This window comes from Actinokineospora sp. UTMC 2448 (genome assembly GCF_024760565.1).
GTDB lineage: Bacteria > Actinomycetota > Actinomycetes > Mycobacteriales > Pseudonocardiaceae > Actinokineospora > Actinokineospora fastidiosa.
On the sequence record NZ_CP031087.1, the window covers coordinates 5,890,657 to 5,914,887 of the forward strand.

The 24,231-nt window shown below is 75.1% G+C and carries 20 protein-coding genes; 12 read left to right on the forward strand and 8 right to left on the reverse strand.

Annotation, left to right across the window (positions count from 1 at the left end):
* Positions 1-202: 202 nt before the first annotated feature.
* Positions 203-427 (reverse strand): hypothetical protein, encoded by a 225-nt coding sequence (locus tag Actkin_RS26860; RefSeq protein WP_258904709.1) that lies wholly within the window; start codon positions 425-427, stop codon positions 203-205.
* Between the two features lie 244 nt (positions 428-671).
* Between Actkin_RS26860 and Actkin_RS26865 the strand changes: the two genes are divergently transcribed.
* Entirely contained in the window at positions 672-1,757 is a 1,086-nt protein-coding gene (locus tag Actkin_RS26865) for a S1 family peptidase (protein WP_258904710.1), read from the forward strand.
* 65 nt (positions 1,758-1,822) lie between these two features.
* A complete protein-coding gene (locus Actkin_RS26870) occupies positions 1,823-2,215 on the forward strand; it encodes a DUF1707 SHOCT-like domain-containing protein (RefSeq protein ID WP_258904711.1) in 393 nt (130 codons plus the stop codon).
* A gap of 1 nt (position 2,216) precedes the next feature.
* Here Actkin_RS26870 and Actkin_RS26875 read toward each other — a convergent pair whose 3' ends face one another.
* A complete protein-coding gene (locus Actkin_RS26875; RefSeq protein ID WP_258904712.1) occupies positions 2,217-4,814 on the reverse strand; it encodes a helix-turn-helix transcriptional regulator in 2,598 nt (865 codons plus the stop codon).
* Positions 4,811-6,430 carry an Hsp70 family protein gene (locus Actkin_RS26880; RefSeq protein ID WP_258904713.1) on the reverse strand — a complete coding sequence of 540 codons (1,620 nt, stop codon included), beginning with the start codon at positions 6,428-6,430 and terminating at the stop codon, positions 4,811-4,813. Before Actkin_RS26880 ends, Actkin_RS26875 begins: the two co-directional genes overlap by 4 nt.
* A gap of 269 nt (positions 6,431-6,699) precedes the next feature.
* Between Actkin_RS26880 and Actkin_RS26885 the strand changes: the two genes are divergently transcribed.
* The 4 genes from Actkin_RS26885 to Actkin_RS26900 all read left to right on the forward strand — a co-directional run bounded on the left by Actkin_RS26885 (position 6,700) and on the right by Actkin_RS26900 (position 12,846).
* Positions 6,700-8,436, forward strand: coding sequence for an IniB N-terminal domain-containing protein (locus tag Actkin_RS26885; RefSeq protein ID WP_258904714.1), 1,737 nt, complete (start codon positions 6,700-6,702; stop codon positions 8,434-8,436).
* 105 nt (positions 8,437-8,541) lie between these two features.
* On the forward strand, positions 8,542-10,281 hold the full coding sequence (locus Actkin_RS26890; RefSeq protein WP_258904715.1) for a dynamin family protein: 1,740 nt from the start codon (positions 8,542-8,544) through the stop codon (positions 10,279-10,281).
* The gene (locus Actkin_RS26895) at positions 10,278-11,411 is read left to right on the forward strand and encodes a hypothetical protein (protein ID WP_258904716.1); all 1,134 of its coding nucleotides are present in this window, start codon (positions 10,278-10,280) and stop codon (positions 11,409-11,411) included. Before Actkin_RS26890 ends, Actkin_RS26895 begins: the two co-directional genes overlap by 4 nt.
* Before the next feature lie 679 nt (positions 11,412-12,090).
* Positions 12,091-12,846 (forward strand): class I SAM-dependent DNA methyltransferase, encoded by a 756-nt coding sequence (locus Actkin_RS26900; protein ID WP_258904717.1) that lies wholly within the window; start codon positions 12,091-12,093, stop codon positions 12,844-12,846.
* On the opposite strand, the gene cutA is transcribed toward Actkin_RS26900, so the two are convergent.
* Positions 12,827-13,141, reverse strand: a complete 315-nt coding sequence (gene cutA / locus Actkin_RS26905; RefSeq protein ID WP_258904718.1) for a divalent-cation tolerance protein CutA — start codon at positions 13,139-13,141, stop codon at positions 12,827-12,829. The two genes, Actkin_RS26900 and cutA, sit on opposite strands and share 20 nt — an antisense overlap.
* 35 nt (positions 13,142-13,176) lie before the next feature.
* On the opposite strand from cutA, the gene Actkin_RS26910 reads away from it, so the two are divergent.
* Complete coding sequence (locus tag Actkin_RS26910) at positions 13,177-13,620, forward strand: DUF2867 domain-containing protein (RefSeq protein ID WP_258904719.1); 444 nt, start codon at positions 13,177-13,179, stop codon at positions 13,618-13,620.
* On the opposite strand, the gene Actkin_RS26915 is transcribed toward Actkin_RS26910, so the two are convergent.
* The 3 genes from Actkin_RS26915 to Actkin_RS26925 are packed head-to-tail and all read right to left on the reverse strand — an operon-like array spanning position 13,586 to position 15,935.
* Positions 13,586-14,452, reverse strand: a complete 867-nt coding sequence (locus Actkin_RS26915) for a sucrase ferredoxin (protein WP_189209914.1) — start codon at positions 14,450-14,452, stop codon at positions 13,586-13,588. The genes Actkin_RS26910 and Actkin_RS26915 overlap by 35 nt on opposite strands.
* Complete coding sequence (locus tag Actkin_RS26920; protein WP_189209913.1) at positions 14,449-15,666, reverse strand: cupin domain-containing protein; 1,218 nt, start codon at positions 15,664-15,666, stop codon at positions 14,449-14,451. The genes Actkin_RS26915 and Actkin_RS26920 overlap by 4 nt, the downstream gene beginning before the upstream one ends.
* A complete protein-coding gene (locus tag Actkin_RS26925) occupies positions 15,666-15,935 on the reverse strand; it encodes a hypothetical protein (protein WP_258904720.1) in 270 nt (89 codons plus the stop codon). Before Actkin_RS26925 ends, Actkin_RS26920 begins: the two co-directional genes overlap by 1 nt.
* Positions 15,936-15,947: 12 nt before the next feature.
* Here Actkin_RS26925 and Actkin_RS26930 point away from each other — a divergent pair, with 12 nt between their 5' ends.
* The 5 genes from Actkin_RS26930 (at position 15,948) to treZ (ending at position 23,812) form a co-directional block, all read left to right on the forward strand.
* Positions 15,948-16,841 (forward strand): hypothetical protein, encoded by an 894-nt coding sequence (locus Actkin_RS26930; RefSeq protein WP_258908095.1) that lies wholly within the window; start codon positions 15,948-15,950, stop codon positions 16,839-16,841.
* Positions 16,842-16,859: 18 nt separating this feature from the next.
* Positions 16,860-17,717: a protein kinase domain-containing protein gene (locus tag Actkin_RS26935; RefSeq protein WP_189209911.1), complete on the forward strand. Its 858-nt coding sequence runs from the start codon at positions 16,860-16,862 to the stop codon at positions 17,715-17,717.
* 82 nt (positions 17,718-17,799) lie between these two features.
* A complete protein-coding gene (gene glgX, locus Actkin_RS26940; protein WP_189209910.1) occupies positions 17,800-19,914 on the forward strand; it encodes a glycogen debranching protein GlgX in 2,115 nt (704 codons plus the stop codon).
* Complete coding sequence (gene treY / locus Actkin_RS26945) at positions 19,911-22,103, forward strand: malto-oligosyltrehalose synthase (RefSeq protein ID WP_258904721.1); 2,193 nt, start codon at positions 19,911-19,913, stop codon at positions 22,101-22,103. The genes glgX and treY overlap by 4 nt, the downstream gene beginning before the upstream one ends.
* Positions 22,103-23,812: a malto-oligosyltrehalose trehalohydrolase gene (gene treZ / locus Actkin_RS26950; protein WP_258904722.1), complete on the forward strand. Its 1,710-nt coding sequence runs from the start codon at positions 22,103-22,105 to the stop codon at positions 23,810-23,812. Before treY ends, treZ begins: the two co-directional genes overlap by 1 nt.
* Here treZ and Actkin_RS26955 read toward each other — a convergent pair.
* Positions 23,787-24,209 (reverse strand): hypothetical protein, encoded by a 423-nt coding sequence (locus Actkin_RS26955; protein ID WP_189209907.1) that lies wholly within the window; start codon positions 24,207-24,209, stop codon positions 23,787-23,789. The two genes, treZ and Actkin_RS26955, sit on opposite strands and share 26 nt — an antisense overlap.
* Between the last annotated feature and the right edge of the window lie 22 nt (positions 24,210-24,231).

The following is a 24,231-nucleotide window of genomic DNA, read 5'->3' on the forward strand; positions in this document are numbered from 1 at the left end:
ACGACTACCGCAGCTCTCATCTTTCGCTCCATAGGGCGTCACTCGACTCCGCCCCCGACCACAACGCGCACCACCACCGCAGGTCTCACCATTCGCTCCACCAAGGCGTCACCCGCAACGGCCACCGCAGCTATCACCACTTACAGCCGGGCCGTCCCTCCACCCACGGTGTCAAGGCTCCCAGCCGGGAGCGCGCTCCGCGTCAGCCCGGTGGTAGTTCGTCGATGATGTCCCCGAGGGTGATCCAGTCCGGGGTGGCGGGCGCGTCCTCGTCCAGCGGCACGACCGGAAGGCGCCACCAGTCGCCGTGCGGGTGCCGCTCCGGGGGGCCCGAGATGACGCCGATGCCCACGAACTGGGGGTTTCCCGCGCGGAAGTCGCACATCCCGAAGGTGACGACCGTGCCGGGCTCTGGCCAGGTTTCCATCGCTCCCCCGCGTGCGCTGCTCCGTCCATACTGACACACCCCTCACCCGGTCGGCGCAGTGAGCGGGTGTCCACGGTGTCCACAAAGTCGGAAATCGGTTGGTGAATCCCTTCCGGAAACCGAGGGTCATCGGGTGTCCTGCCTGCTGCTTCGCCGAATAACGTCGGCTCGCCGGTTTTGCCGGGAACCCTGGTGCACCGGTCCGGGGCGGCAGCGTCCCGGTCCCTGCTGAACGGAGAGGTAGATGCGCAAAACCATAGGCATCGCAGGCGCCGCTGCCTGCCTGGCCGCGGGCCTGGCGGTGAGCCTGCCCGCGGGGGCGGCTCCGCAGGCGCTCGTGCCCGCGCTCGAACGCGACCTCGGGCTGACGACCGCGCAGGTCCACGAGTTGCTGAGCCGGGAGGACGCCGCCCGCGCGCTCGTTCCCGCCGTGTCGGAGGCGGCGGGAACGGCGTTCGGCGGCGCGTGGCTCGACCGCGGCACGCTGCGGGTCGGCGTCACCGACCCCGCGCTGGTCAACGAGGTGACCGCCGCGGGCGGCACGGCGGCCGTCGTCGAGCACTCGGCGGGCGCGCTGAACGCGGTGAAGTCGGCGCTGGACGCGAAGGCCGAGACCGCCCCCGAGGAGATCACCGGGTGGTACGTCGACGTGCCGTCGAACACCGTCGTGGTGAAGACGCTGTCCGACACGCAGGCGGTGAAGTCCTTTGTGGATGGCCTGACCCCCGTTCGGGTGACCGTGGTGGAGTCCCGGCCGCGCCTCTACACCGACGTGATCGGCGGCGACGCGTACTACATCAACGAGTCCGGCCGGTGCTCGGTCGGGTTCGCGGTGGAGGGCGGGTTCGTCACCGCGGGCCACTGCGGCGAGCCGGGCGCCACCATCACCGGCGTCGACAAGACGGAGATGGGCGTGGTCGAGGACTCGTCCTTCCCCGACAACGACTACGCCTGGGTGAGCGTCGTCGACTCGTGGACGCCCAGCCCCGTCGTCAACGGCTACGGCCACGGCGACGTGACCGTCACCGGCTCCGAGGCCGCGGCGGTGGGCGCGAGCATCTGCCGCTCCGGCTCGACGACCGGCTGGCAGTGCGGCACCGTGGAGGCGCTGGACGAGACCGTCCAGTACGCCGAGGGCACCGTCAGCGGCCTCACCAGGACCGACGCCTGCGCCGAGCCCGGCGACTCCGGCGGCTCGTGGGTCAGCGGGACGCAGGGCCAGGGCGTCACCTCCGGCGGTTCGGGTGACTGCGCCAGCGGCGGGACGACGTTCTTCCAGCCGCTCGGCGAGATCCTCGAGACCTACGGGCTGACCCTCGTCACGGGGTAGCGCGGACCGTGGGGCCCGCCTCGTCCCGGGGCGGGCCCCCGCCGTGTTCTCGTACAGTCGGTGCCATGGGGCGCGACGCTGACATCCGGGTCGGGACGACGGACCGCGAGCGGGCCGTGGCGGCGCTGTCGGACCACCTCGCCGAGGGGCGGATCGACATCGGCGAGTACGAGACCCGCTGCGCCGCGGCCACCGCCGCCCGCACCCGGGGCGACCTGCGCGCCGTCTTCGCCGACCTGCCCGCGCCGCACCCGCGGTTCGACCCGCCCGCGCCATCTCCCGAGCCGGTCCGGCCCGCGCCGCCGCCGGTGCGGCGGCGGAACACCAGCCTGGTGATCGGCGGGTTCCTGGTGGCCGGGATCGGCCTGATCGTCGCGGTGGCCGCGGTGACGAACTCGTGGTGGGCGCTGGCCCCGGCCCTGGTCGTCGCCGCGGTCCTGGTGATGGTCGTCTCCTGAGTCAGCCGACCAGGTCGCGCAGGCGGGCCAGCAGGTCCGCGCGGCTCGCCGCGCCCAGGCGCGAGCGCATGCGCGCCATGTGGTGCTCCACCGTCTTCGCCGAGATGAACAGCCGGTCGCCGATCTGCCGGTAGGTCATGCCCGCCAGGACCAGGCCCGCCACCTGCAGTTCGCGTTCGCTGAGCCGGGCGGGCTCGCCCGCGGCGTCCGGGGCGGGCGTCGTCGCGGGTCCCTGCAGGCCGCGGGCGCACTCCAGGAGTCCGACCATGGCGCCGCGGTCGTGGGTGCGGATGGCCGCCTGGCCCGCCAGCCGCGCGCCGTCCCAGCGCAGGCCCGCCGCGTGCAGGCCGCGGGCGGCGGACTCCACGGCGGCGCGGTCGACGTCGCCGGCGACCACCCGCAGCCACACCTGGGCCGCGGCGGCGATGGCGGCGGTCGCCGGTCCGGCGCCTGCCGCCGCGCGCAGGGCGTCGGCGTGCCGGGCGGCGGCGTCGGGGCGCTCGGCGAGGAGTTCGGCGTGCAGGGCGTGCCAGTGCGGCATCGTCGTCCACAGTGGAGGTTCACCGAGGTCGGCCAGCAGCGACCGGGCCGCGGCCAGGTGCGGGGCGATGCGGTCGCACTCGCCGAGCCGGGCCGCGGCGACGGCCAGCTCGCCCAGCGGCAGCAGGGTGAACAGGTCGACCGGCTGGCGGGCGACGGCCGCGCACGCGCGGTCCCAGCAGCGGCGCAGCGCGCCGAGGTCGCTGCCCCGGCGGGCCAGGCCGACCGCGAGGCCAGCGGCGAACACCGCGTCGCGGCCGGTGGGCTCGCCCTCCATGGCAGCGGTGGCGGTGGCGTCGTCCCCGGCCATCATGGCCGCCCAGCCGCGCAGCAGCCGGTGCCGGGCGGCCAGCGGAGCGCCGCCGACCCGGGCGGCGATGGCGCGGTCGAGCACGGGCACGGCGGCGGCGGGATCACCGCAGTGCAGCGCCATGAGCGCGGCGATGGCGGCCGGGCTGTCCGGCAGCAGCGCGCCCGCGCCGACCGGCTCCAGCGCCTCGGCGGCGTGCACCACAGTGGACAGAGCGGGGCCGGACAGCGAGTCGATGACGCCGCGCGCGGTGGCCGTCACCGCGCCCGCGAACACCGTGGGCGGGGCGTTCTCGGCCTCCTTGAGCGCGACGCGCGCCTCGTCGGGCCTGCCTGCGCCGACGTAGCCGATGGCGGCGAACGCGGCGGCGACGGCGGTGCCGCTCCACCGGTACAGCTCGGCGCTGCGGGCCAGTTGGCCACGGTGGGCGAGGGCGGCGCCCGCGACCGCGGCGGCCCGGGCGCGCGCGTCGTCGGGGCCGTGGGCGATCAGCGCGTCCGCGCGGCGCAGGGCGGCGGCCGGGCGGCCCGCGCGGGCCTCGGCCTCGGCCCACCCCGCCTGGTCGACGTCGTGGCCCGCGGCGGCGGCGGCCGCGTACAGCCGCACGGCCGCCTCGGGCGCGCACTCCTCGGCAGCGGCGGCGAACAGCTCGGCGACGGCCGGGCCGGACGCGCCCGCGTCGAGCAGCGCGGTCGCGGTGGCCGCCACCGGCCCACCCGCGGCGAGCCGGGCCGAGGCCAGCGCGGCGAACACGGCGGCGCGCTCCTCGGCGGGCACCAGCGCCCGCACGGCCGTCGCGGCGATGGGCAACAGGGCGCCGTCGGCCGCGGTCAGCCCGCCAGCCCGCACCTCGGCGACGACCTCGGCGGTCGGCCGGTCGAGCAGGCCCGGGGGCAGGTCGGCGACCCCGGCCGCCGCGGCGACCAGCACCCGCCGGGCGTCGGCGTCGAGCCGGTCGACGTCGAACCGGAACTCCTCGACGGCCGCAGCGCGCGCGGCGTCGACGGTCTTGCTCAGGCGGGCGATGTCCGGGCTCGTGTCTGCGGTCGCGCCTGCGGCGTGCGCCCTCGTGGTCAGGTGTGCCGCGTCCGCGGTCGAGGGCAGGCGGAAGGCGTCGGTGCTGGGCGAGTGGGCGGCTTCCGCCGTCGCGGCCCGGTGGGTGGCGTCCGCGGTCGTGGTCGGGTGGGTTGTGGTCGAGTGGGCGGTGTCCGTGAGCGTGGGCGAGTGGGGGGCGTCGGTGGGCGTGGTCAGGTGGGCGGCGAGGCGGTGGACGAGGCCCGGGACGCCGCCGGTGAGCCGGTGGACGTCGGCGGCGGCCCGCGGGTCGGCGCCGATGAGCCGCAGGCACGCGCGCAGCCGGTCGACGTCGAACGGCCGCAGCACGATCTGTCCGCGCAGCCGGGCGAGCACGGCGGCCAGCCCGGCGGGCCGCGGCCACGGCCGCGCGGCGACGACGAGGTCGAGCCGGTCGTCGGCGGCCAGGTCGGCCAGTTCGGCCAGCCCGGCGTCGCCGAGCAGGTGCGCGTCGTCGACCAGCAGCAGCCCGGACTCCGGCGCGACCCCGCGCCGGTGCCGGACCGCCCCGGGCACCTCGGCGAGCCGGTCGAGCAGCGCGGACTTGCCGTACCCGCCAGGGGCGATGACGGCCAGCCGGACCGGCCCCCGCCCCCCGGCCGCGATGTCGGCGCACAGCCGCCGCGTCGGCTCGTCCAGGATCAGGTCGGCGGGACGCAGGTGCCCCGGGATCACGTCGCCCCCCTGTCCCGCCGCCCGAACCGCCGCCGCGGCGCCACCAACGGCTTGATCTCCACAGGCGGCCGAGCAGGCGGCTCAGCGTCAACCGGCAGCCGCACAGGCGGAAACCCGGGATGCGACACCACGGTGTCCAGCGTGTCCAGCCCTCCGGGTCGCGAGGGCACGGCAGGCAGGTCCCGACGCCCCGCCGAGCCCCCAGCCTCCGCCCGAGCACCCCCCGCACCAAGCAGCGGGTCGGCAGGACCCGAGACGCCCATCCGCCCACCCCGAGCACCACCCTCCTTGACGGCAGGATCGCCCGCGTCCGACCGCGCCCCCGCACCGCCAGCGTCCCGCACCGGCCGAAACCCCGGATCGGAGCCATCCCGCAGCGCCTGGAAGGCAGGGTCGGCCCCCTCCCGCACCGGCCGAAACGCCGGGTCCGAACCCGCCAATCGATCGTGCCGATCACCACCGCCACCCACCGGCCGGAAGCCGGGGTCCGACCCATCCCGCACCGGGCGGAACGCCGGGTCCGAACCCGCCAATCGATCGTGCCGATCGCCACCGGCACCCACCGGCCGGAAGCCGGGGTCGGAACCCACCGACCGGTCGGGCCGATCACCACCGGCACTCACCGGCCGAAACGCCGGGTCCGAACCCACCGACCGATTGGAACGATCGCCACCAGCACTCACCGGCCGGAACCCGGGGTCCGAGCCATCCCGCACCGGGCGGAACGCCGGGTTTGAGCCGTCCGGGTGGCGGACCGGGGGGAAGGCCGGGTCGGAGGCGCTGGTGCGGGGGCCGGGGAGGGCGAGGCGGGGGCGGGCGGCCAGGGCGGCGCCGCGGGCGGGGAGGGTGGCGGGGTCGTCGGCGACTGCGGTGGGCATGGGGAGGGTGGCGGCTAGAGGGGCGACCAACGGCGAACGGGCGACCCCGCCCGCGATGACCGCGCGCGCGGGCGGGTCTGCGGACAGGTACGCGCGGAACGCGTCGATCGTGCGGGTCAGGGTCGGGCGGGCCGCGTCGTCGGGGTCCAGGTCGGCTCCGGCGGTGTCCGGGAGGACGGTGTGGCCCGCGAGGTCGAAGGCGGTCGGGCCGCGGTGGAGCAGGGCGTACTCCACGCGGCGGCCGCCCAGCAGGGCGACGCCCAGGGACTGGCCGGGGGACAGCGGGGACCGGAAGTGCTCGGCCTCCGCCGCGGCCACCACCGTCGGCAGCAGCAGCGCGCCCGGGTACCCCGCCGCCGCCAGCGCGTCGCGGAAGAGGCCCCTGCGGTACGTCCCCCATTCGGGTGGATGCGTCACCGCCACTCGATCAGGTGGCGCGCCCTCGCCGTCGACGACCCGGTCGGCGATGGCGGCGATGAGGGTCGCCAACAGGTCGTGGGCGGTGTACGCCACGCCGTCCAGCAGCACGGGGACGTCGTCGCCGACGTGGTCCAGCAGGTCGGCCGCGACCGACCCGACGGGCAGGGCCAACGCGGCCGCACCCGTCACGACCTCGCCGTCCGCCACCGCCAGCAGCGGCAGGACGTCGGCGTCGACCACCACGGGCGCCCCGTCGCGCCTGCACACGGCCGCCGCGCCCCGGGTACGGCCGACGTCGACGCCGAGCACGTACGGCATGACTGGACTCCTCCGGCGGGACGCGGCCACGTGCCCCTGTTCGTACCAGGCGACGGTCCCCGCATGGCAACCCCGGGTGGCCAAGCCGTCACCCCCTAATCCCCTAACGAGTGAAACGTCCTCCCCCGTTGGTGCGTTAGGAGTAGACCGGGAGTGATCCCCGATGTGGCGGTCCGCCGGGGGCCCATAGCGTGATCACCGCTGCCCGGGCCGATGCCCCGGCCGGGCCGCAGTCCCTCCTTTCACCTCCCTCTTTGGAGCCGGTCCCCGTGATCACCCCCGACCAGACCCTGCACGACTTCGTGCTCACCCTCCTCACCGACGACGCCGCCCGCACGGCCTTCGCCGCGGACCCGGGCTCCTGCCTGTCGGCCGCGGGTCTGGACGACATCACCGCCGCCGACGTCCAGGACGTCATCCCGCTGGTCGTCGACTACGCCCCCGCTGGCCTCGACCTGACCGCGCCCACCGCGGAGGCCACCGCCATCGGCCAGCTGCAGGCCTTCGCCGAGGCCGCCGGCGAGCTGTCGGCCTCCGCCGACGGCGTCTCCGGCGCCGTCGAGGGCACCTCCGACCTGGCCTCCGGCGGCGGGGACTTCGCGGTCTCCACCGACGGCGGCGCGGGCGACTTCCGCTTCTACTCCGAGGCCGTCAACGCCGAGGGCGAGCTCGCGGCCTCCACCGACGGCGTGGCCACCGGCTTCGGCGCCGACGCGGACATGGCCGTCGCCAGCGGTGACGCCGTCCTCACCACCGCAGGCGCCGCGGGCGAGTTCGCCGTCACCTCCGACTACGCCGCCGCCGCGGGCACCATCACCGCGTCGGCCGAGGGCGCCGCGGGCGCCGTCTACGGCGAGGCCGCCAGCGCCGCGTTCGCGGGCGAGTTCACCGCGACCGCCGACGGCGGCGCCGGCGGCTTCGCGCTCGGCACCGACTCCTTCTACACCGGCGGCGACGCCGCGCTGTCCACCGACGGCGCCGCGGGCGCGTTCGGCGTCGAGTCCGACCTGGCCTCCGGCGAGGGCGGCATCGCCGCCTCCACCGACGGCGTTGCCGCGGGCTTCACCAGCGCCTCCGACCTCGGCTCCCTGGGCGCCGAGACCGCGCTGAGCACCAACGGCGGCGCGGGCAGCGTGTCGGTCGACAGCGGCTTCGGCGCGGTCGGCGGCGGCGTGGCGGCCTCGGCCGACGGCGTGGGCGCGGGCTTCACCAGCGCGTCCGCCCTGGGCTCCTTCGGCGCCGACACCACCGTCTCCACCGAGGGCGGCGCGGGCAGCGTCTCCCTCGACAGCGGCTTCGGCGCGGTCGGCGGCGGCCTGGCCGCCTCCACCGACGGTGTCGACGCCGGTCTGGCGCTGGACTCCGACGCGCTCGCCCTCGGCGGCGACCTGGCCGTGGGCACCGGCGGGCTCTCCGCCGCCGCGGACGTCTCCCTCGGCGGCCTGGAGCTGCCCGAGCTGGCCACCCCGCAGCTGGGCGGGCTGGACGACGTGACCGGCCTGCTGGACGCCGACGCCCTGCGCGCCGGTGACGTGACCGTCGGCACGGTCGCCAACTACGTCACCGCGGGCGGCGACCTGTCCGCGGCGAACATCGCCGACCTGGGCGGCGTGCTGCCGACCGTCACCGAGGGCCTGCCGGTCGACGTGCCCGCGCTGGACGGCCTGCCCGTCGACGTGCCGGAGCTGGGCGACCTGCCCGCCGACCTGCCGGTCGAGCTCCCCGAGCTCGCCGACCTGCCGGTCGACGTCCCGGCCGTGCCCGCCGAGCTGCCCGTCGAGGTCCCCGAGCTGGGCGACCTGCCCGTCGACCTGCCGGTCGAGCTCCCCGAGCTGCCCGAGCTGCCCGTGGACCTGCCGGTGGCCAACCCGCTGCCGGAGCTGGGCTCCCTGCCGCAGACCGCGGGCGAGCTGGTCGGCGGCGAGTCGCCGCTGGGCGCCGTCACCGGCGACAACGGCCTGCTCGACGTGGGCGGCGTGACCGACACGCTGGGCCTGGACGGCTGATCGTCACCGCACCGAGGAAGCGGGGCCGGGTGATCCCGGCCCCGCTTCCGTGTTTCCGCCCACCGCTGTTTCCCCCGAGATCGCGCACACGGCACACTCGTCCGGGTGACGGCACCCTGGCTGGAGCTGTTGGACGACACGATCCGCGCCTGCGCCGAGTTCGACCGGCCCGACCTGGCGCAGCGGCTGCGCGCGCGCCGCGCCAGCCTGCTCGGGCCCGCCCGCAGAGTCGTCGTGTTCGGCTGCCCGGGCCAGGGCAAGAGCCAGCTGGTCAACGCCCTGCTGGGCGCTGCGGTCTGCGCGGTCGGCGACGACGTCACCACGGCCGTGCCCGCCGTCCTCAGGCACGCCGAGACCCCCACCGCCGCCGTGCTGGGCGCCGCGGACGCGGGCGGGCCGGTGGAGACGGCCACCGCGCGGGCCAACAAGCACCCCGAGGCCGTCGGCGCCGAGATCGGCCTGCCCCGCGCCCTGCTCGGCTCCGGCATGGAGCTCGTGGACGCGCCCCCGGTGGGCGAGCCGACCGGAAGGCGCACCGAGCTGGCGATGGCCGCGCTGGCCGAGGCCGACTGCGCGCTGCTGGTCAGCGACGCCACCGCCGCGCTCACCCCGCTGGAGCTGGACCTGCTCGGCCAGGTCGCCCGGCTGTGCCCGGCTGTCGCCGTCGTGCTGACGAAGATCGATATGGTGCCGCGCTGGCGGCACGTCGCCGAGGTCGACCGCAACCGGCTGGCCGACGCGGGCCTGGTCGCGCCGGTCGTGCCGGTGTCGTCGGTGCTGCGGCTGGCCGCGGCCAAGGCCAACGACCGGGGCCTCAACGCCGAGTCCGGGTTCACCGCGCTGGTGGAGTGCCTGCGCGCGGCGGTGCTGGCCGACCCGGCAGCGGCCGCGGGGCGAGCCGCGGCGGCGACCTGCGCGGTCGTCATCGAGGAGCTGATGGGCCCGGTGAAGGCGCGCGCCGCAGCGCTGCCGCCAGCGGTGTCCCAGGACGGCCTCGTTAAGGCGGCCAAGCGCGTCGAGCAGGTGCAGCGCGACGCCGCCCGAATGCAGACCCAGCTGGCCGACGACGTGGCCGACCTCAACTCCGACGTGGAGTACGACCTGCGCGACCGCACCCGCCGCGTGCTGCGCGAGGTCGACGACTACTTCGAGGAGGCCGACCCGCTCAAGGTCTGGCCGGAGTTCAGCGACTGGATGCGCGAGACGCTGACGACGGTCGCCGAGGCCAACGCCGACTGGCTGCTGCGCCGGTTCGAGTGGATCGCCGGTCGGCTGGCCGCCGAGGTGGACGACCTGCCCGCGCTGCTGGACTCCGCGGGCGTGGACGACCTGCGCACGCCCAGGGTGGAGCCGTTCACCCCGGTGCAGAAGATGTTCGTCGGCCTGCGCGGCTCCTACAGCGGTTTACTCATGTCCGGTCTGGCGACGACGTTGGCGGGGCTGCCGCTGATCAACCCCATCTCGATCGGCGCGGGCGTGGCCTTCGGCGCGCGCAGCGTGTTCGAGGAGCGCGGCGCCCGGCTCAAGCGCCGCCAGGCGGTGGCCAAGACGGCGGCGCAGCGGCACGTGGACGACTTCTTCCTCGCGTACGGGAAGCAGACGCGGGACGCGGTCCGGCTGATCCACCGGGCCCTGCGCGACCGGCTGGACGAGGTCGCCCGCCAGGTCCGCGCCGACGCGGCCGAGTCGGCGGGCCGGGTCAAGCGCGCGGTGGAGGCCGCGAACGCCCGCCGCACCGAGCTCATCACGGGCGTGCGGCGCGACCTGACCAAGCTGGGCACCCTGCGCGGCCGCGCCGAGGCCGCCCGCAGGCCGCTGACCGTCCCGCGGGGGCTCACGGCGTGACCACGGGCATGCTCGCCGCCGTCTGGTCCCTTGTGGACACCGCACTCGCCGCCTACCGCGGCGACCCGCGCGCGACCGCGTTCCTGGAGGCGCGCCGGGCCGCGCTGTCCGGACCGCTGCGCGTGGCGGCCGTCGGCGCGGCCGGGTCGGGCCGCTCGACGCTGCTGGACGCCATCGTCGGCGAGCCGTTCACCGCCCGCGCGTCCCGGCTGGTGGTGGACTGGCCGGGCGCGGTCGAGCTGATCGACGGCGACGGCGACCACGACGCGGCGCTGGTCCTGCTGCCGCGTCCGGCCGCCCCGTTCCCGGACGCGCTGGACCCGGTGGCGTCCATCGCGGTCCTCTCCCGCGCGGACGAGCTGGGCGGGGGCCGGGTGGACGCGATGGTGTCGGCCCGCCAGCTGGCCCGCAGGCACGCCCGGGGCGAGCTGGGCGCGCTCTGCCAGGACGTCGTCGCGGTGTCCGGCCTGACGGCGCTGGCGTCGGCCACGATGACCGCCGAGGAGGACGCCACGCTGCGCGCGCTGGCGGGGCTCCCGCGCGCGGAACTGGAGCCCGCGCTGCTGTCGGTGGACCGCTTCACCGGCTCGGCGCTGCCCGTGCCCGCCGCCGAGCGCGTGGCCCTGGTCGAACGCCTGGGCCTGTTCGGCGTCCGCCTGGCCCTGTCGGCGGCGCGTCGCTCGGCGGACCGGCGGGCGGAGCTGTCCCGCGCCAGCGGCGTCGGCGAGATCCGCACGGCCGTCGCCGAGTGCTTCGCCGACCGCGCCGACACCCTCCGCGCCCGCTCGGCCCTGACCGCCGTCGACTCCCTCGTCCGCGCCGACCCCCGCCCCGGCATGACCGCCGAGGTCGAACGCGTCACGGCCGGGGCGCACGAACTCCGCGAACTCCGCCTCCTGGCCTCCCTCCGCTCGGGCCGAGTCTCCCTGGACGACCTGGGCGACGACGCGGTGACGGAAGCCCGCTACCTCCTAGGCGCAGCAGGCCCCAACCGCCTCGCCTGCACCGACGACCCCTACACCGCCCTCCTCCGCTGGCGAGCCCGAGCCCTCGACACCACCCTCCCCGACGCACAACGCCGAGCGGCAGGCATCATCGCCCGCACCTGCGCCGCCCTCGCCACCCGCTGAGCCACCGGCACCGCTCTCCGGATGGAAGGGGTGGTCGTTCAGGGCCCGGTGGCGAGGCGAATCGGGCGACGCTGAACCGTCGGCCCGGCCGGAATGGCCCACCGTCGCACCAGCCGCCCACTGCCCAAGCAACCTGGGCGACGGCCGCACGCAGCAACCAGCCAGGATGGCGGTCCTTGCCCAGGGGAGCCACCGTCCACGCACCTACCCGGCGGCTCCAACGCACCGCGAGTCAACAAAGGCACCCACAGCACGAGTGCGAGGCCTGACCCCGAGAGACGAGTGCGAGGCCTAGCCCTACGACATGAGTGCGAGGTGCAGGTCGCGACTCCCGCCGCAGGCTGCCGCCCAAAGCCGCAGCCGGGAGACCAGCGCGAGGACCGCAACCCGCACCCAACCCGTAGCCGGGAGCCGGGAGCCGGGAGCCGGGAGCCGGGAGCCGGGAGCCGGGAGCCGGGAGCCGGGAGCCGGGAGCCGGGAGCCGGGAGCCGGGAGCCGGGAGCCGGGAGCCGGGAGCCGGGAGCCGGGAGCCACAGCCACACGCCCCGCCACACCGCCGACCCGCCCACCGCTACACCGCTGCCGGAAATCCGCTCGCCCCGCGCACACCGACCCGCCTAACGTCGCGGGCGTGGTCGACCCGTACGCACAGCCCCGCCCACCCGGGGGCGAACCCCCGGTGGTCAGTCTATCGGAACTGTCACTCCGGTTTCAAGAGGTTTTCGACGCCCCCGACCCCCTCTACGCCCACCCCAGGCTCGCCGCCATCTACGACGTGGTCGAAGGGGAGCGGGATGATCTGGGCACCTACCTCGACATCGTCGACGAGTTCGAGGCCGAGTTCGTGCTCGACGTCGGGTGTGGCACCGGGAGTCTGGCCGTGTTGCTCGCCGAGAGCGGGCGGACCGTCGTGGGGGTCGATCCCGCGGAGGCGTCCCTGGCGGTCGCGCGCGCGAAGCACAGCGGTGTCACCTGGGTGCACGGCGACGCCACGGTCGTGGGGGCGCTCGGGGTCGATCTCGCGACCATGACCGCCAACGTCGCGCAGGTCTTCCGGACCGACGCGGCCTGGGAGGCCACGCTCGCGGGCATCCGCGCCGCGCTGCGGCCGGGTGGGCATCTCGTGTTCGAGACGCGCAGGCCCGAGTGCCGGGCGTGGGAGCAGTGGGACGGCGTGACGACCGTCGACGTGCCGGGGATCGGCCGGGTCGAGCACCGGCGCGAGGTCACCGAGGTGCGCCTGCCGCTCGTGTCGTTCCGGGAGACCTTCCGGTTCGCCGACGGCGCGGTCGTCGCCTCGGAGTCGACGCTGCGGTTCCGGGACCGGGACGAGATCGAGGCGAGTCTGGTCGCGACGGGCTATGACCTGGTGGACGTGCGCGACGCCGCCGACCGGCCCGGGCGGGAGTTCGTCGTCATCGCACAGCGGCGCTGACCCAGTCCAGGTAGGCGGGGCTGCCGCCCACCACCGGCAGGGCGATCACCTCGGGCACGTCGTAGTCGTGGTGCTCGGTGATGAACGCCGTCAGCGGCTCCACCTGCTCCAGCGTCGTCTTCAGCCAGCACTGGTGCTCGGTGTCGTCCTGCACCGCGCCCTCCCAGCGGTAGATGCTGCGGATCGGCCCGACGACCTGCGCGCACGCGGCCAGGCCCCGGGTGACGGCCGCGCGGCCCAGGTCGGCGGCGGCGTCCGCGGTGGCCGTTGTGGTGATCACTACGACGTGGGTCACGAGCCGACCGTACCCGAGCGGGATACGGTCGCCTGGTGGAGAACGAGCTGTTCGGGCGGCCGGGCCGGTACGCGATGCGCGTGGACGTCCCGGCCAGGGGCGCGCGGCTCGACCTCGACGGGCTCGGCGGCGACCTGCGCTGGTACGGCCTGGCCTGGCTGTGGCGGCTGCGCATCCTCATCGGCAGGCTCTTCGGCGAACGCCTGCGCCTGCACCGGCCGGACGCCGTCACCGTGGGCTCCACAGTGGACTGGTGGACCGTAGCCAGCGTGGACGACACCCACCTCGTGCTCCACACCGACCAGTGGTTCACCGGAGAGGCGTGGCTGGGCTACCGCATCGAGGACGGCGTGCTCACCCAGGTCGGCGCGCTGCGGCCCAACGGCGTGATCGGGCGGGTGTACTGGTGGGCCGTCTACCCGATCCACTTCGTGGTGTTCCGGGTCATGGCGCGCAGGCAGGCGCGTCGGTCACGCTGACCAGCTCGAACGCCCGCACGGCGGCGGGGACGACGGCCGAGCAGGTCAACGGGGTGTCCGAGCGGTGGAAGACCGCCCGCACCCGCACGGTCGGGCCGTCGAAGCGCACGTCCCACGTCTCGTGCCCGACCCGGCGCACGGCGCGCGGCGGGAACGACGCCAGCGCCCGGTCACCGGACCGCGCGCGCAGGAAGTGCTGCGCTGCCTGCGCGGGCGCGGGGTGGATCGACCGGCCGCGCAGCAGCGACGGCTCGACCATGCCCTGGTCGTGGGTGTCGGCGAGGGCCCGGGCGTTCAGCGCGGTGACGTCGCCGTAGTACAGCCCGTCGGGCAGCACGACGACGTTGCCAGCGAACCGGTCGCCGCCCACGTGCGAGCACTCCCACACCTGTCCCGGCCGGGCCGCCGACAACGCCGCGGCGGCGGGACGGCCGCGGATCGCGCAGCAGGAGTCGTGCCCGCCGTGCGCGCACACCAGGTACACCGGCAGCGGGTCGGGCTCGCCTGACCCGGGCTCCAGCCGGGTCAGCGACCGCGGGTCGGTGAAGGACGTCCAGCGCAGCGTGCCCGCCACCGAGTCCGCCCAGCCCCAGCGGCGCGGCCCGTCCCCGGTGCGGCCGGGGCGGCGGATCAGCAGGAGCCGGGCGCCGAGCGCGGCGGCCCGCTCGACCAGCGCCGCGCGGACGGACGCCGGGAGCGCGGACTCGGGCACGGCCTGCGGCCCCCACGGCCCCGGCTGCTCGACCAGCAGCCAGGCGCGCACCGGCGGCGCGGTCGCCACCAGCGGGTCGCCGCGCCGGAGCCTGCCGTCGGCACAGCGCTCGCGGGTCATTCAGCGACCACCACGACGCCTTCCCTGAGCAGCCTGCGCACGAGGACGACCTGGTCGGCCGCGGGCAGCCCGGGCAGGTCGCCGATCACGCGCCTGCCGTCGAGCAGCGCGGCCAGCGCAGGCGCGGTCGAGGCGGGCAGGTCCAGCCGGTCACCGGGGATCTCCAGCCACACGCGCTCGTCGCCGACGCTCATCCGGTGCCGCAGGCCGGGCCGGACCACGACGGCCGTGCCGACGTCGGCGGTCGTCGCGGCCGCCGCCTGCGCCAGCGGGGCGAGCGGGGCGGGGCGGGCGCCCGACCAGACCCGCTCGCGCAGCAGCCGGGCGACGTCGCGCGGGTCGACCTCGCGCACCGCCTTGACCAGCGCGTCGACGACGCCGTCGACGTCCAGCTGGTCAGGGGAGGCCGCGTCCACGCCCAGCGGCAGGGAGGCGCGCAGGTCGGCGTTCTCGCCCGCGAGCGCCAGCAGCGTCTCGGCGACGGCGTACCGGGTCAGGACGTGCACACCGACCGTCAGGTGGGCGGACACCTCGCCCAGCGCGCGGGCCGAGTGCAGGTAGCCGCGCGGCAGGTACAGGGCGTCGCCGGGGTTGAGGGTGGCCTCGATGGCGGGCGTCTCCCGCGCCCGCCTGGCCACGGCGTCGGCGTGGCGGTCCCACGGCTGGCTGCGCAGCGGGTCGCGGTGGACGGGCTCGTGGACCAGCCAGTGCTTGCGCCCCGCCACTTGCAGCACGAACACGTCGTGGACGTCGTAGTGCGCGCTGAAGCCCTGCGACGACGGCGGCGTGATGTAGGCGTTGACCTGGGCGGGATGGCCCAGATCGGCGCTGAGCGCGCCAGCGAAGTCGATCAGCGGCGGCCACAGCCGGTGCAGGCCCTGCAGGACGATCGTCGAGCCCTCGGCGAACAGCCGGGCCACCCGCTCGTCGTGCACCTGGTCGCCGATCTCCGCGCCGACCCCGCCGCCGCCGGTGAACTGCCCGGAGCCGACCACGGAGCCGTTCCGCGCCATCCGGATGAACGGCGTGCGCAGCCCGCGCCGGGACAGCAGCTCGTCGACGTCGGCGAGGGTGAGCAGGTCGGCGAAGTCCGAGACGCCCGGGCTCAGCAGCGGCTCCCGGCCCCACACGCGCTCGGCGAACTCGGCGGGCGGGACGCCGACGCACCGGCGCAGCGCGTCCCGCCCGACCGCCACGCCGGGGACCACCGGCATCAGTGGTCGGCGCGCGGGTTGTACCCGCCGCCGCCGAGCGATCCACCACCACCGGACGCGCCGTAGCCGCCGAGGCCCTCGCGGCCCTCGCTGTCGGCCGCGCCGTCCGCGCCACCGTCCGCGCCGCCGTCCTGCAGGCTGTCCCGGCCCGCCGACCCGTCGGCCCCGCCGTCCTGCGTCGCGGGCGACCCACCGGCGCCGTGGTCGGCCACGCCGCCCGCGCCGGAGTCCGCGCCGCCGTCGGCGCCCCCGTCATGACCACCAGGCACACCACCCGCGCCGTGATCCGCAGTGCCCGCACCACCATCAGCACCACCGTCATGACCACCGGGAACCCCGCCCGCACCGTGATCGGCGGTACCCGCGCCACCATCAGCCCCGCCATCGTGACCGCCCGGCACGCCACCGGCCCCGTGATCGGCCGTGCCCGCGCCCGAGTCCGCGCCGCCGTCGGCGCCCCCGTCATGACCACCAGGCACACCACCCGCGCCGTGATCCGCAGTGCCCGCACCACCATCAGCACCACCGTCATGACCACCGGGAACCCCGCCCGCACCGTGATCGGCGGTACCCGCGCCACCATCAGCCCCGCCATCGTGACCGCCCGGCACGCCACCGGCCCCGTGATCGGCCGTGCCCGCGCCCGAGTCCGCGCCGCCGTCGGCGCCACCGTCATGACCACCCGGCACACCACCCGCGCCGTGATCCGCAGTGCCCGCGCCACCGTCCGCGCCGCCGTCGTGGCGGCCTGCGGTGCCGGACGCGCCGTGGTCCGCGGTGCCCACGCCGGAGCCCGTGCCGCTGGCGCCCTGTCCGCCGCCGGAGGTGAACGCGTCGCCGCCCGCGCCGCCGGAGCCGAAGCCGCCCGCGCCGGAGTCCGCGCCGCCGTCGGCGCCCCCGTCGCCGCCCGTGCCGCCGTCGGCCGTGCCGTCGGCGCCGCCGTCATGGCCGCCCGGGTTCCCGGTCGCGCCGTGGTCGGCCGTGCCCGGTCCACCCGCGCCCAGATGCCCGCTGCGGATGTCGTCGTCTTCCAAAGACATGGTGCCTCCCCGATTGACTGTCGAACGCCCCACCCAGATACCCCCGTTCGGGTTCGCACATGCGCGGGATCGATTGCGACTCACCCGTTCCGGGAGGCGTTTGCCTCGCTCCTCCGGGTGGTAGGTCGGGACTAGGAGCATTGGGAGGCGGTCATGGGCGAACTGCTCGACGGGCGCTACCGACTCGACGGGGTCATCGGTCGAGGCGGGATGGCGGACGTGCACCGGGCCACCGACGTCCGCCTCAACCGGGCGGTCGCGGTGAAGCTGTTCCACAGCGCCACCGAGCGTTCCACACTGGAGGCCCGGCTGCTCGCCGGGCTGAGCCATCCCGGCCTGGTGCGGGTGTACGACGCGGCCCCGGAGAACGATCGGCCGTATCTGGTCATGCAGCTCGTCGACGGCCCCACCCTGCGTCGGTGCCTCGACACGACCGGAGCGCTGGACCTGCGGTTCACCGCGCGCCTCGGCACCCGTCTCGCCGACGCGCTCGCCTACGTGCACGCGCACGGCGTGGTGCACCGGGACATGAAGCCCGCGAACGTCCTGCTCGACCGGGACGGCACCTGCTTCCTCACCGACTTCGGCATCGCCAGGGCGATGGGCTCGGCGCGGCTCACCAGCGCGGGCCACTGCATCGGCACCGCCGCCTACCTCGCGCCCGAGCAGCTGCGCGGGGAGAACGTCGGCCCCGCCGCCGACATCTACTCCCTCGGCCTCGTCCTGCTGGAGTGCCTGACCGGCAGCCCGGAGTACGACGGCTCGGACCTGGAGGCCGCCGTGGCGCGGCTGTCGCGCCCGCCGCGCCTGCCCGCGTGGCTGCCGCCGGTCTGGACCGCGACGCTGGCCGCGATGACCGCCCGTGATCCGCAGCACCGCCCCTCGGCGGCCGACTGCGCCCAACGCCTGGCCGCCGCGACCGTGCTCGGCACGCGCAGGGCCCCGGTGCGCCCGCCCTGGCGGCGCGCCGTGGAGACCCAGCGCATGCAGCCCGCCGCTGTCGGGTACTGAAGTTCAGCCCTCGGTGATCCCGCGCGACGCGTTGATCAGCCTTAGGGTTGGCCCCAGACAGCTACGGGTGTGAGGAGACGCGGTGCGGCCCTGGCCTGGTTCCCCCTATCCGCTCGGCGCCACCTATGACGGCGCGGGCACCAACTTCGCCCTGTTCTCCGAGGTAGCCACCCGCGTGGACCTGTGCCTGATCGACGACGACGGCGGCGAGGAGCGCATCCGGCTGCCGGAGATGGACGGCTACGTCTGGCACGGCTACCTGCCCGGGGTGCTGCCCGGCCAGCGCTACGGCTACCGGGTGACCGGCCCGCACGAGCCGGAGAACGGCAGGCGCTGCAACCCGAACAAGCTCCTGCTCGACCCCTACGCCAAGGCGGTCACCGGCACCGTCGACTGGGACGAGTCGGTGTTCGGCTACCAGTTCGACGCCCCCGACCAGCGCAACGACGCCGACTCCGCGGCGCACACGGTGAAGAGCGTGGTGATCAACCCGTTCTTCGACTGGGCCAACGACCGGCCGCCTCGGCACCCGTACAACGAGACCGTCATCTACGAGGCGCACGTGCGCGGGCTGACGATGCGCCACCCGGAGGTGCCCGAGGCGATGCGCGGGACGTACTCCGGGCTCGCCCACCCCGCGGTCGTCGAGCACCTGACGAAGCTGGGCGTGACCGCCATCGAGCTGATGCCCGTGCACCAGTTCCTGCACGACCACCGCCTGACCGAGCGCGGCCTGCGCAACTACTGGGGCTACAACACCATCGCATTCTTCGCCCCCCACGACGGTTACGCGGCCAACACCGCGCAGGGCGCGCAGGTGCAGGAGTTCAAGGCGATGGTCCGCACCCTGCACGAGGCCGACATCGAGGTCATCCTCGACGTCGTCTACAACCACACCGCCGAGGGCAACCACCTCGGCCCGACGCTGTCCATGCGGGGCATCGACAACGAGGCGTACTACCGGCTGGAGAAGGACGCCCGCTACTACACCGACTACACCGGTACCGGGAACTCGCTCAACGCCCGCAACCCGCACACCCTGCAGCTGATCATGGACTCGCTGCGGTACTGGGTGACGGAGATGCGGGTGGACGGCTTCCGCTTCGACCTCGCCGCGACCCTGGCCCGCGAGTTCTACGACGTGGACCGGCTGTCGGCGTTCTTCGACATCATCCAGCAGGACCCGGTGATCAGCCAGGTCAAGCTGATCGCCGAGCCGTGGGACGTCGGGCCCGGCGGCTACCAGGTCGGCAACTTCCCTCCCCTGTGGACGGAGTGGAACGGGCAGTACCGCGACACGGTGCGCGACTTCTGGCGCGGCGAGCCCGCCACGCTGGGCGAGTTCGCCTCGCGCATCACCGGCTCGTCGGACCTCTACCAGGACGACGGCCGCCGCCCGTTCGCCTCGATCAACTTCGTCACCGCGCACGACGGCTTCACCCTCAACGACCTGGTGTCCTACAACGACAAGCACAACGAGGCCAACGGCGAGGGCGGCCGCGACGGGCACTCCGACAACCGCTCGTGGAACTGCGGCGCCGAGGGCCCGACCGAGGACGAGAAGATCAACGACCTGCGCGCGCGGCAGCGCCGCAACATGATCGCCACGATGGCGCTGTCCCAGGGCGTGCCGATGCTGCTGCACGGCGACGAGATCGGCCGCACGCAGGGCGGCAACAACAACGCCTACTGCCAGGACAACGAGATCTCCTGGGTGGACTGGTCGCTGGCCGAGGACAACGCCGACCTGCTGGAGTTCACCAGCGGGGTGATCGCGCTGCGGCACGCGCACCCGGTGTTCCGCCGCCGCCGGTTCTTCGCCGGGCGGCCGATCCGCCGCGGCGACGAGCTGCGCGACATCGCCTGGTTCACCCCGTCCGGGCAGGAGATGACCGACGAGGACTGGGAGTCCGGGTTCGGCCGCTGCATCGTCACCTTCCTCAACGGCGAGGGCATCCCGGACATGGACCAGCGCGGCGAGCGGGTCACCGACGACTCGTTCCTGCTGTGCTTCAACGCCCACCACGAGGACATCGAGGCGACCGTCCCGGACGGGGAGTACGGCGCGGAGTGGGAGGTCGTGGTGGACACCGCCACCGGCGAGGTCTCGCCGCGCAACCCGGACCGGTACGCGGGCGGCGGGACGCTGACCCTGCCACCGCGCTCGCTGATCGTGCTGCGGCGGGTGAAGCCGTGACGCCGCGATCCACCTACCGGGTGCAGCTGCGACCCGGTTTCGGCTTCGCCGAGGCCGCCGACCTGGTGGACTACCTGGCCGAGCTGGGCGTCGACGCGCTCTACACCTCCCCCGTGCTGGCCGCGGCGCCCGGCTCGACGCACGGCTACGACGTGGTAGACCCCACCCGGGCGAACCCGGAGCTGGGCGGCGAGGAGGGCAGGCTGGCGCTGGTGGCGCGGCTGCGCGCGGCCGGGCTGCGCATGGTCGTGGACATCGTGCCCAACCACATGTCCGTCGAGACGCCGTCGGCGAACCCGTGGTGGTGGGACGTGCTGACCCACGGGCCGGACTCGCGGTACGCGCGGTACTTCGACATCGAGTCCTTCCCCGTGATGATCCCGGTGCTCGGCTCCGCCGACGACGAGCTGACCATCGAGGACGGCCAGCTGCGCTACCACGAGCACGCGTTCCCCATCGCGCCCGGGACCGAGGGCGGGACGGCCGCGGAGGTGCACGCCCGCCAGCACTACCGGGTCGTGGACTGGCGGCGGGCGTCGGCGGAGCTGAACTACCGCCGGTTCTTCGACATCACCACGCTGGCCGCGGTGCGCGTGGAGGACCCGGAGGTCTTCGAGGCCACGCACGCCGAGATCCTGCGCTGGGTGGCCGACGGCGACGTGGTCGGCCTGCGGGTGGACCACCCGGACGGGCTGACCGACCCCGGCGGGTACGCCGCCCGGCTGTCCGAGCGGGCGGGCTGCTGGATCGTGCTGGAGAAGATCCTGGAGGCCGACGAGGAGCTGCCGCCCTGGCCGGTCGCGGGCACGACGGGCTACGACGCCCTGCGCGAGGTGTGCGGGGTGTTCGTCGACCCGTCTGGCGAGGCGCCGATCACCGCGCTGGCGCTGGAGCAGGGCGTGGAGACCGACTTCGCCGCGGTGCGCGCCGAGTGCAGGCGGCTGATCACCCGGTCGTCGCTGGCCGCCGAGGTCCGCCGGATCGCCGAGTGCGCGCCCGGCGTCGAGCGGCGGGCCGTCGCCGAGCTGCTGGTGCACTTCCCGGTGTACCGGTCGTACCTGCCGGAGGGGGCCGACCACTGGGCGGCCGCGGTGGAGGCGGCCCGGGAGGCGAACCCGGACCTGGCCGAGGACCTCGCGGCGATCGACAAGCGGGTGCGCGCCGAGCCGACCGGCGAGCTGGCGGCGCGCATCCAGCAGACCTCCGGCATGGTGGTCGCCAAGGGCACCGAGGACACCGCCTTCTACCGCTACACCCGGTTCGCCGCGCTGACCGAGGTCGGCGGCGCGCCCGAGCGCTTCGGCGTCTCCGTGGCCGAGTTCCACGAGGCCCAGGCCCACCGGGAGGCGCGGCACCCCGCCGCGATGACGACGCTGTCCACCCACGACACGAAGCGCTCCGAGGACGTGCGCGCCCGGCTGGCCGTGCTGTCGGAGATCCCCGACGAGTGGGCATCGGCGGTGCGGGCGTGGACCCGCACGCACGGGCTGCCGGAGGAGACGCTGAACCTGCTGGCCTGGCAGACGCTGGTGGGGGCGTGGCCGATCTCGGCGAAGCGGCTGACCGACTACCTGCTCAAGGCCGCCCGCGAGGCCAAGGTGGCCACCAGCTGGACCGACCCGGACCCGGAGTTCGAGGCCGCGATCACCGCATGGCCCGACCAGGTGCTCGGCGACGCCGCGCTGATGGCGCGGGTGCGGGCGCTGGTCGACCGGATCACCCCGGCGGGCTGGTCCAACGCACTGGGCCAGAAGCTGCTGCAGCTGGCCGGGCCGGGCGTGCCGGACGTCTACCAGGGCACCGAGCTGTGGGACCTGTCCCTTGTGGACCCCGACAACCGCAGGCCGGTCGACTACGCCGAGCGCAGGAGGCTGCTGGACCGGCTCGCCGACGGCTGGGTCCCGCCCGTCGACGCCACCGGCGCGGCGAAGCTGCACGTCGTGCGGACCGTGCTGCGGCTGCGCCGGGACCGCCCCGAGCTGTTCACCGGGTACCGCCCCGTGCCCGCCGACGACCACCTGGTCGCCTTCGAGCGCAACGGCCTGATCGCCGTCGCCACCCGGTTGCCCCTGTCCGCGCCCGACGAGCTGCGGCTCGACCTGGCCGGGCGCTGGACCGACGCGCTGACCGGCCGCCGGTTCACCGGGGCGCTGTCCGGATACCCCGTGGCCCTGCTGGTGGAGGAATGATGGACGCCGAGGTCTTCACCGTGTGGGCGCCCGAGGCCGAGCGGGTGCGCCTGGCCATCGGCGAGACCAGCCACGAGATGGCCAGGGTCGGCGGCGGCTGGTGGCGGGCGGAGGTGCCCGGCTGCGGCGCGGGCACCGACTACGCCTTCCAGCTGGACGACGACGACACCCACCTGCCCGACCCGCGCTCGCAGTGGCAGCCCGAGGGCGTGCACGGCCCGTCGCGGCGCTACGAGCACCGCGCGTTCCCCTGGACGGACGCGGGCTGGACCGGGCGCGCGCTGCCCGGCTCGGTGATCTACGAGCTGCACATCGGCACGTTCACCGAGGAGGGCACGTTCAACCGCGCGATCGAGCACCTGGACCACCTCGTCGACCTCGGCGTCGACCTGGTGGAGGTGCTGCCGGTCAACGCCTTCGACGGCGACGCGGGCTGGGGCTACGACGGCGTGCTGTGGGGCGCGGTGCACCAGCCCTACGGCGGCCCGGACGCGTTCAAGCGGTTCGTCGACGCCTGCCACGCGCGCGGGCTCGGCGTGGTGCTCGACGTCGTCTACAACCACCTCGGCCCGTCCGGGGCGTACCTGGACCGCTTCGGGCCGTACTTCAAGGGCGAGACGATCTGGGGGCCGTCGTTGAACCTGGACGGCCCCGGCTCCGACGAGGTACGCCGCTACGTCATCGACAACGCCATGACGTGGTTCCGCGAGTTCCATGTGGACGGTCTGCGGCTGGACGCCGTGCACGCGCTGCACGACGAGCGCGCCACGCACCTGCTGGAGGAGCTGGCCGCCGAGACCGACGCGCTGTCGACCGCGCTGGGCAGGCCGCTGACCCTGATCGCCGAGTCCGACCTCAACGACCCCAAGCACACCCGCCCCCGCGCCGCGGGCGGCTTCGGCCTGCACGCGCAGTGGTGCGACGACGTCCACCACGCCCTGCACGTCGCCCTGACCGGCGAGACGGTCGGGTACTACGCCGACTTCGACGGCGCGCTCAAGCAGACCCTGGAGAACGCGTTCTTCCACGCGGGCACGTGGTCGTCGTTCCGCGAGCGCACCCACGGGCGCCCGCTGGACCGGACGGTCACCCCGGGGCACCGGTTCGTGGTGTGCCTGCAGAACCACGACCAGATCGGCAACCGCGCCGTCGGCGACCGGCTGACCGCGACGATCTCCCCCGCGCGCCTGCTGTGCGGGGCGGCGCTGCTGCTGTGCTCGCCGTACACGCCGATGCTGTTCATGGGCGAGGAATGGGCGGCGACGACGCCGTGGCAGTTCTTCGCCTCGTTCCCCGACCCCGACCTGGCCGAGGCGGTCCGCACCGGCCGCAGGCGCGAGTTCGCCGCGCACGGCTGGGGCGCTGGCGACATCCCGGACCCGGTCGACCCCGCGACGGTCCTGCGCTCCACCCTGCACTGGGGCGAACTGGCCGACCCCGACCACCGGGCGGTCTACGACACGTACAAGGCGCTGATCGCCCTGCGCAAGGCGCACCCCGCGCTGAGCGACCCCCGGCTGGACCGGTTCACGGTGGAGGTCACCGACGGCCTGGTCACCCTGCACCGCGGCCCGCTGCGGGTGCTCGCGAACCTCGGCAAGTCACCCGCCGCGGTGCCCGGCGAGATCCTGCTGGCCGCGCCGGGCGTGTCCGGTGAGCTGCCGCCGGACACCTTCGCCGTGGTCAGCGCACCGTCCGCCGGTAGCTGACGGTGCGGTTGGGGCCGGGCATGGCGAACTTGCGCACCAGGTACACCAGCGCGGTCCCGATCAGCAGCCACACGATGGCGGCGGCGCCGTAGTTGAACAGGACGGCGGCCTTCTCCGAGTCGGGGTTGAACAGCCCGTCGAAGCCGAGCGAGACAGCGCCAGCGAAGCCGCTGATGAACTCGGCGAAACCGTTGTCCGGGTTGGCCTCGGCGAGCACGAGGACGATGTGGATCGCCAACACCACCGCGAACAGCGCCGTGACGAACCGGATGACCGAGTTGACCACCCGGACGGCGCGCACCCGCCCGGCGTAGCTGTCCTCGGTCCGCTCGTGCACGACCTCCTCGCTGGGGTAGGCCGGGTCGTATCTGGTGGGGGGATCGGGTTCGGCGGTCATGACTCGATGGTGACACCCCGAC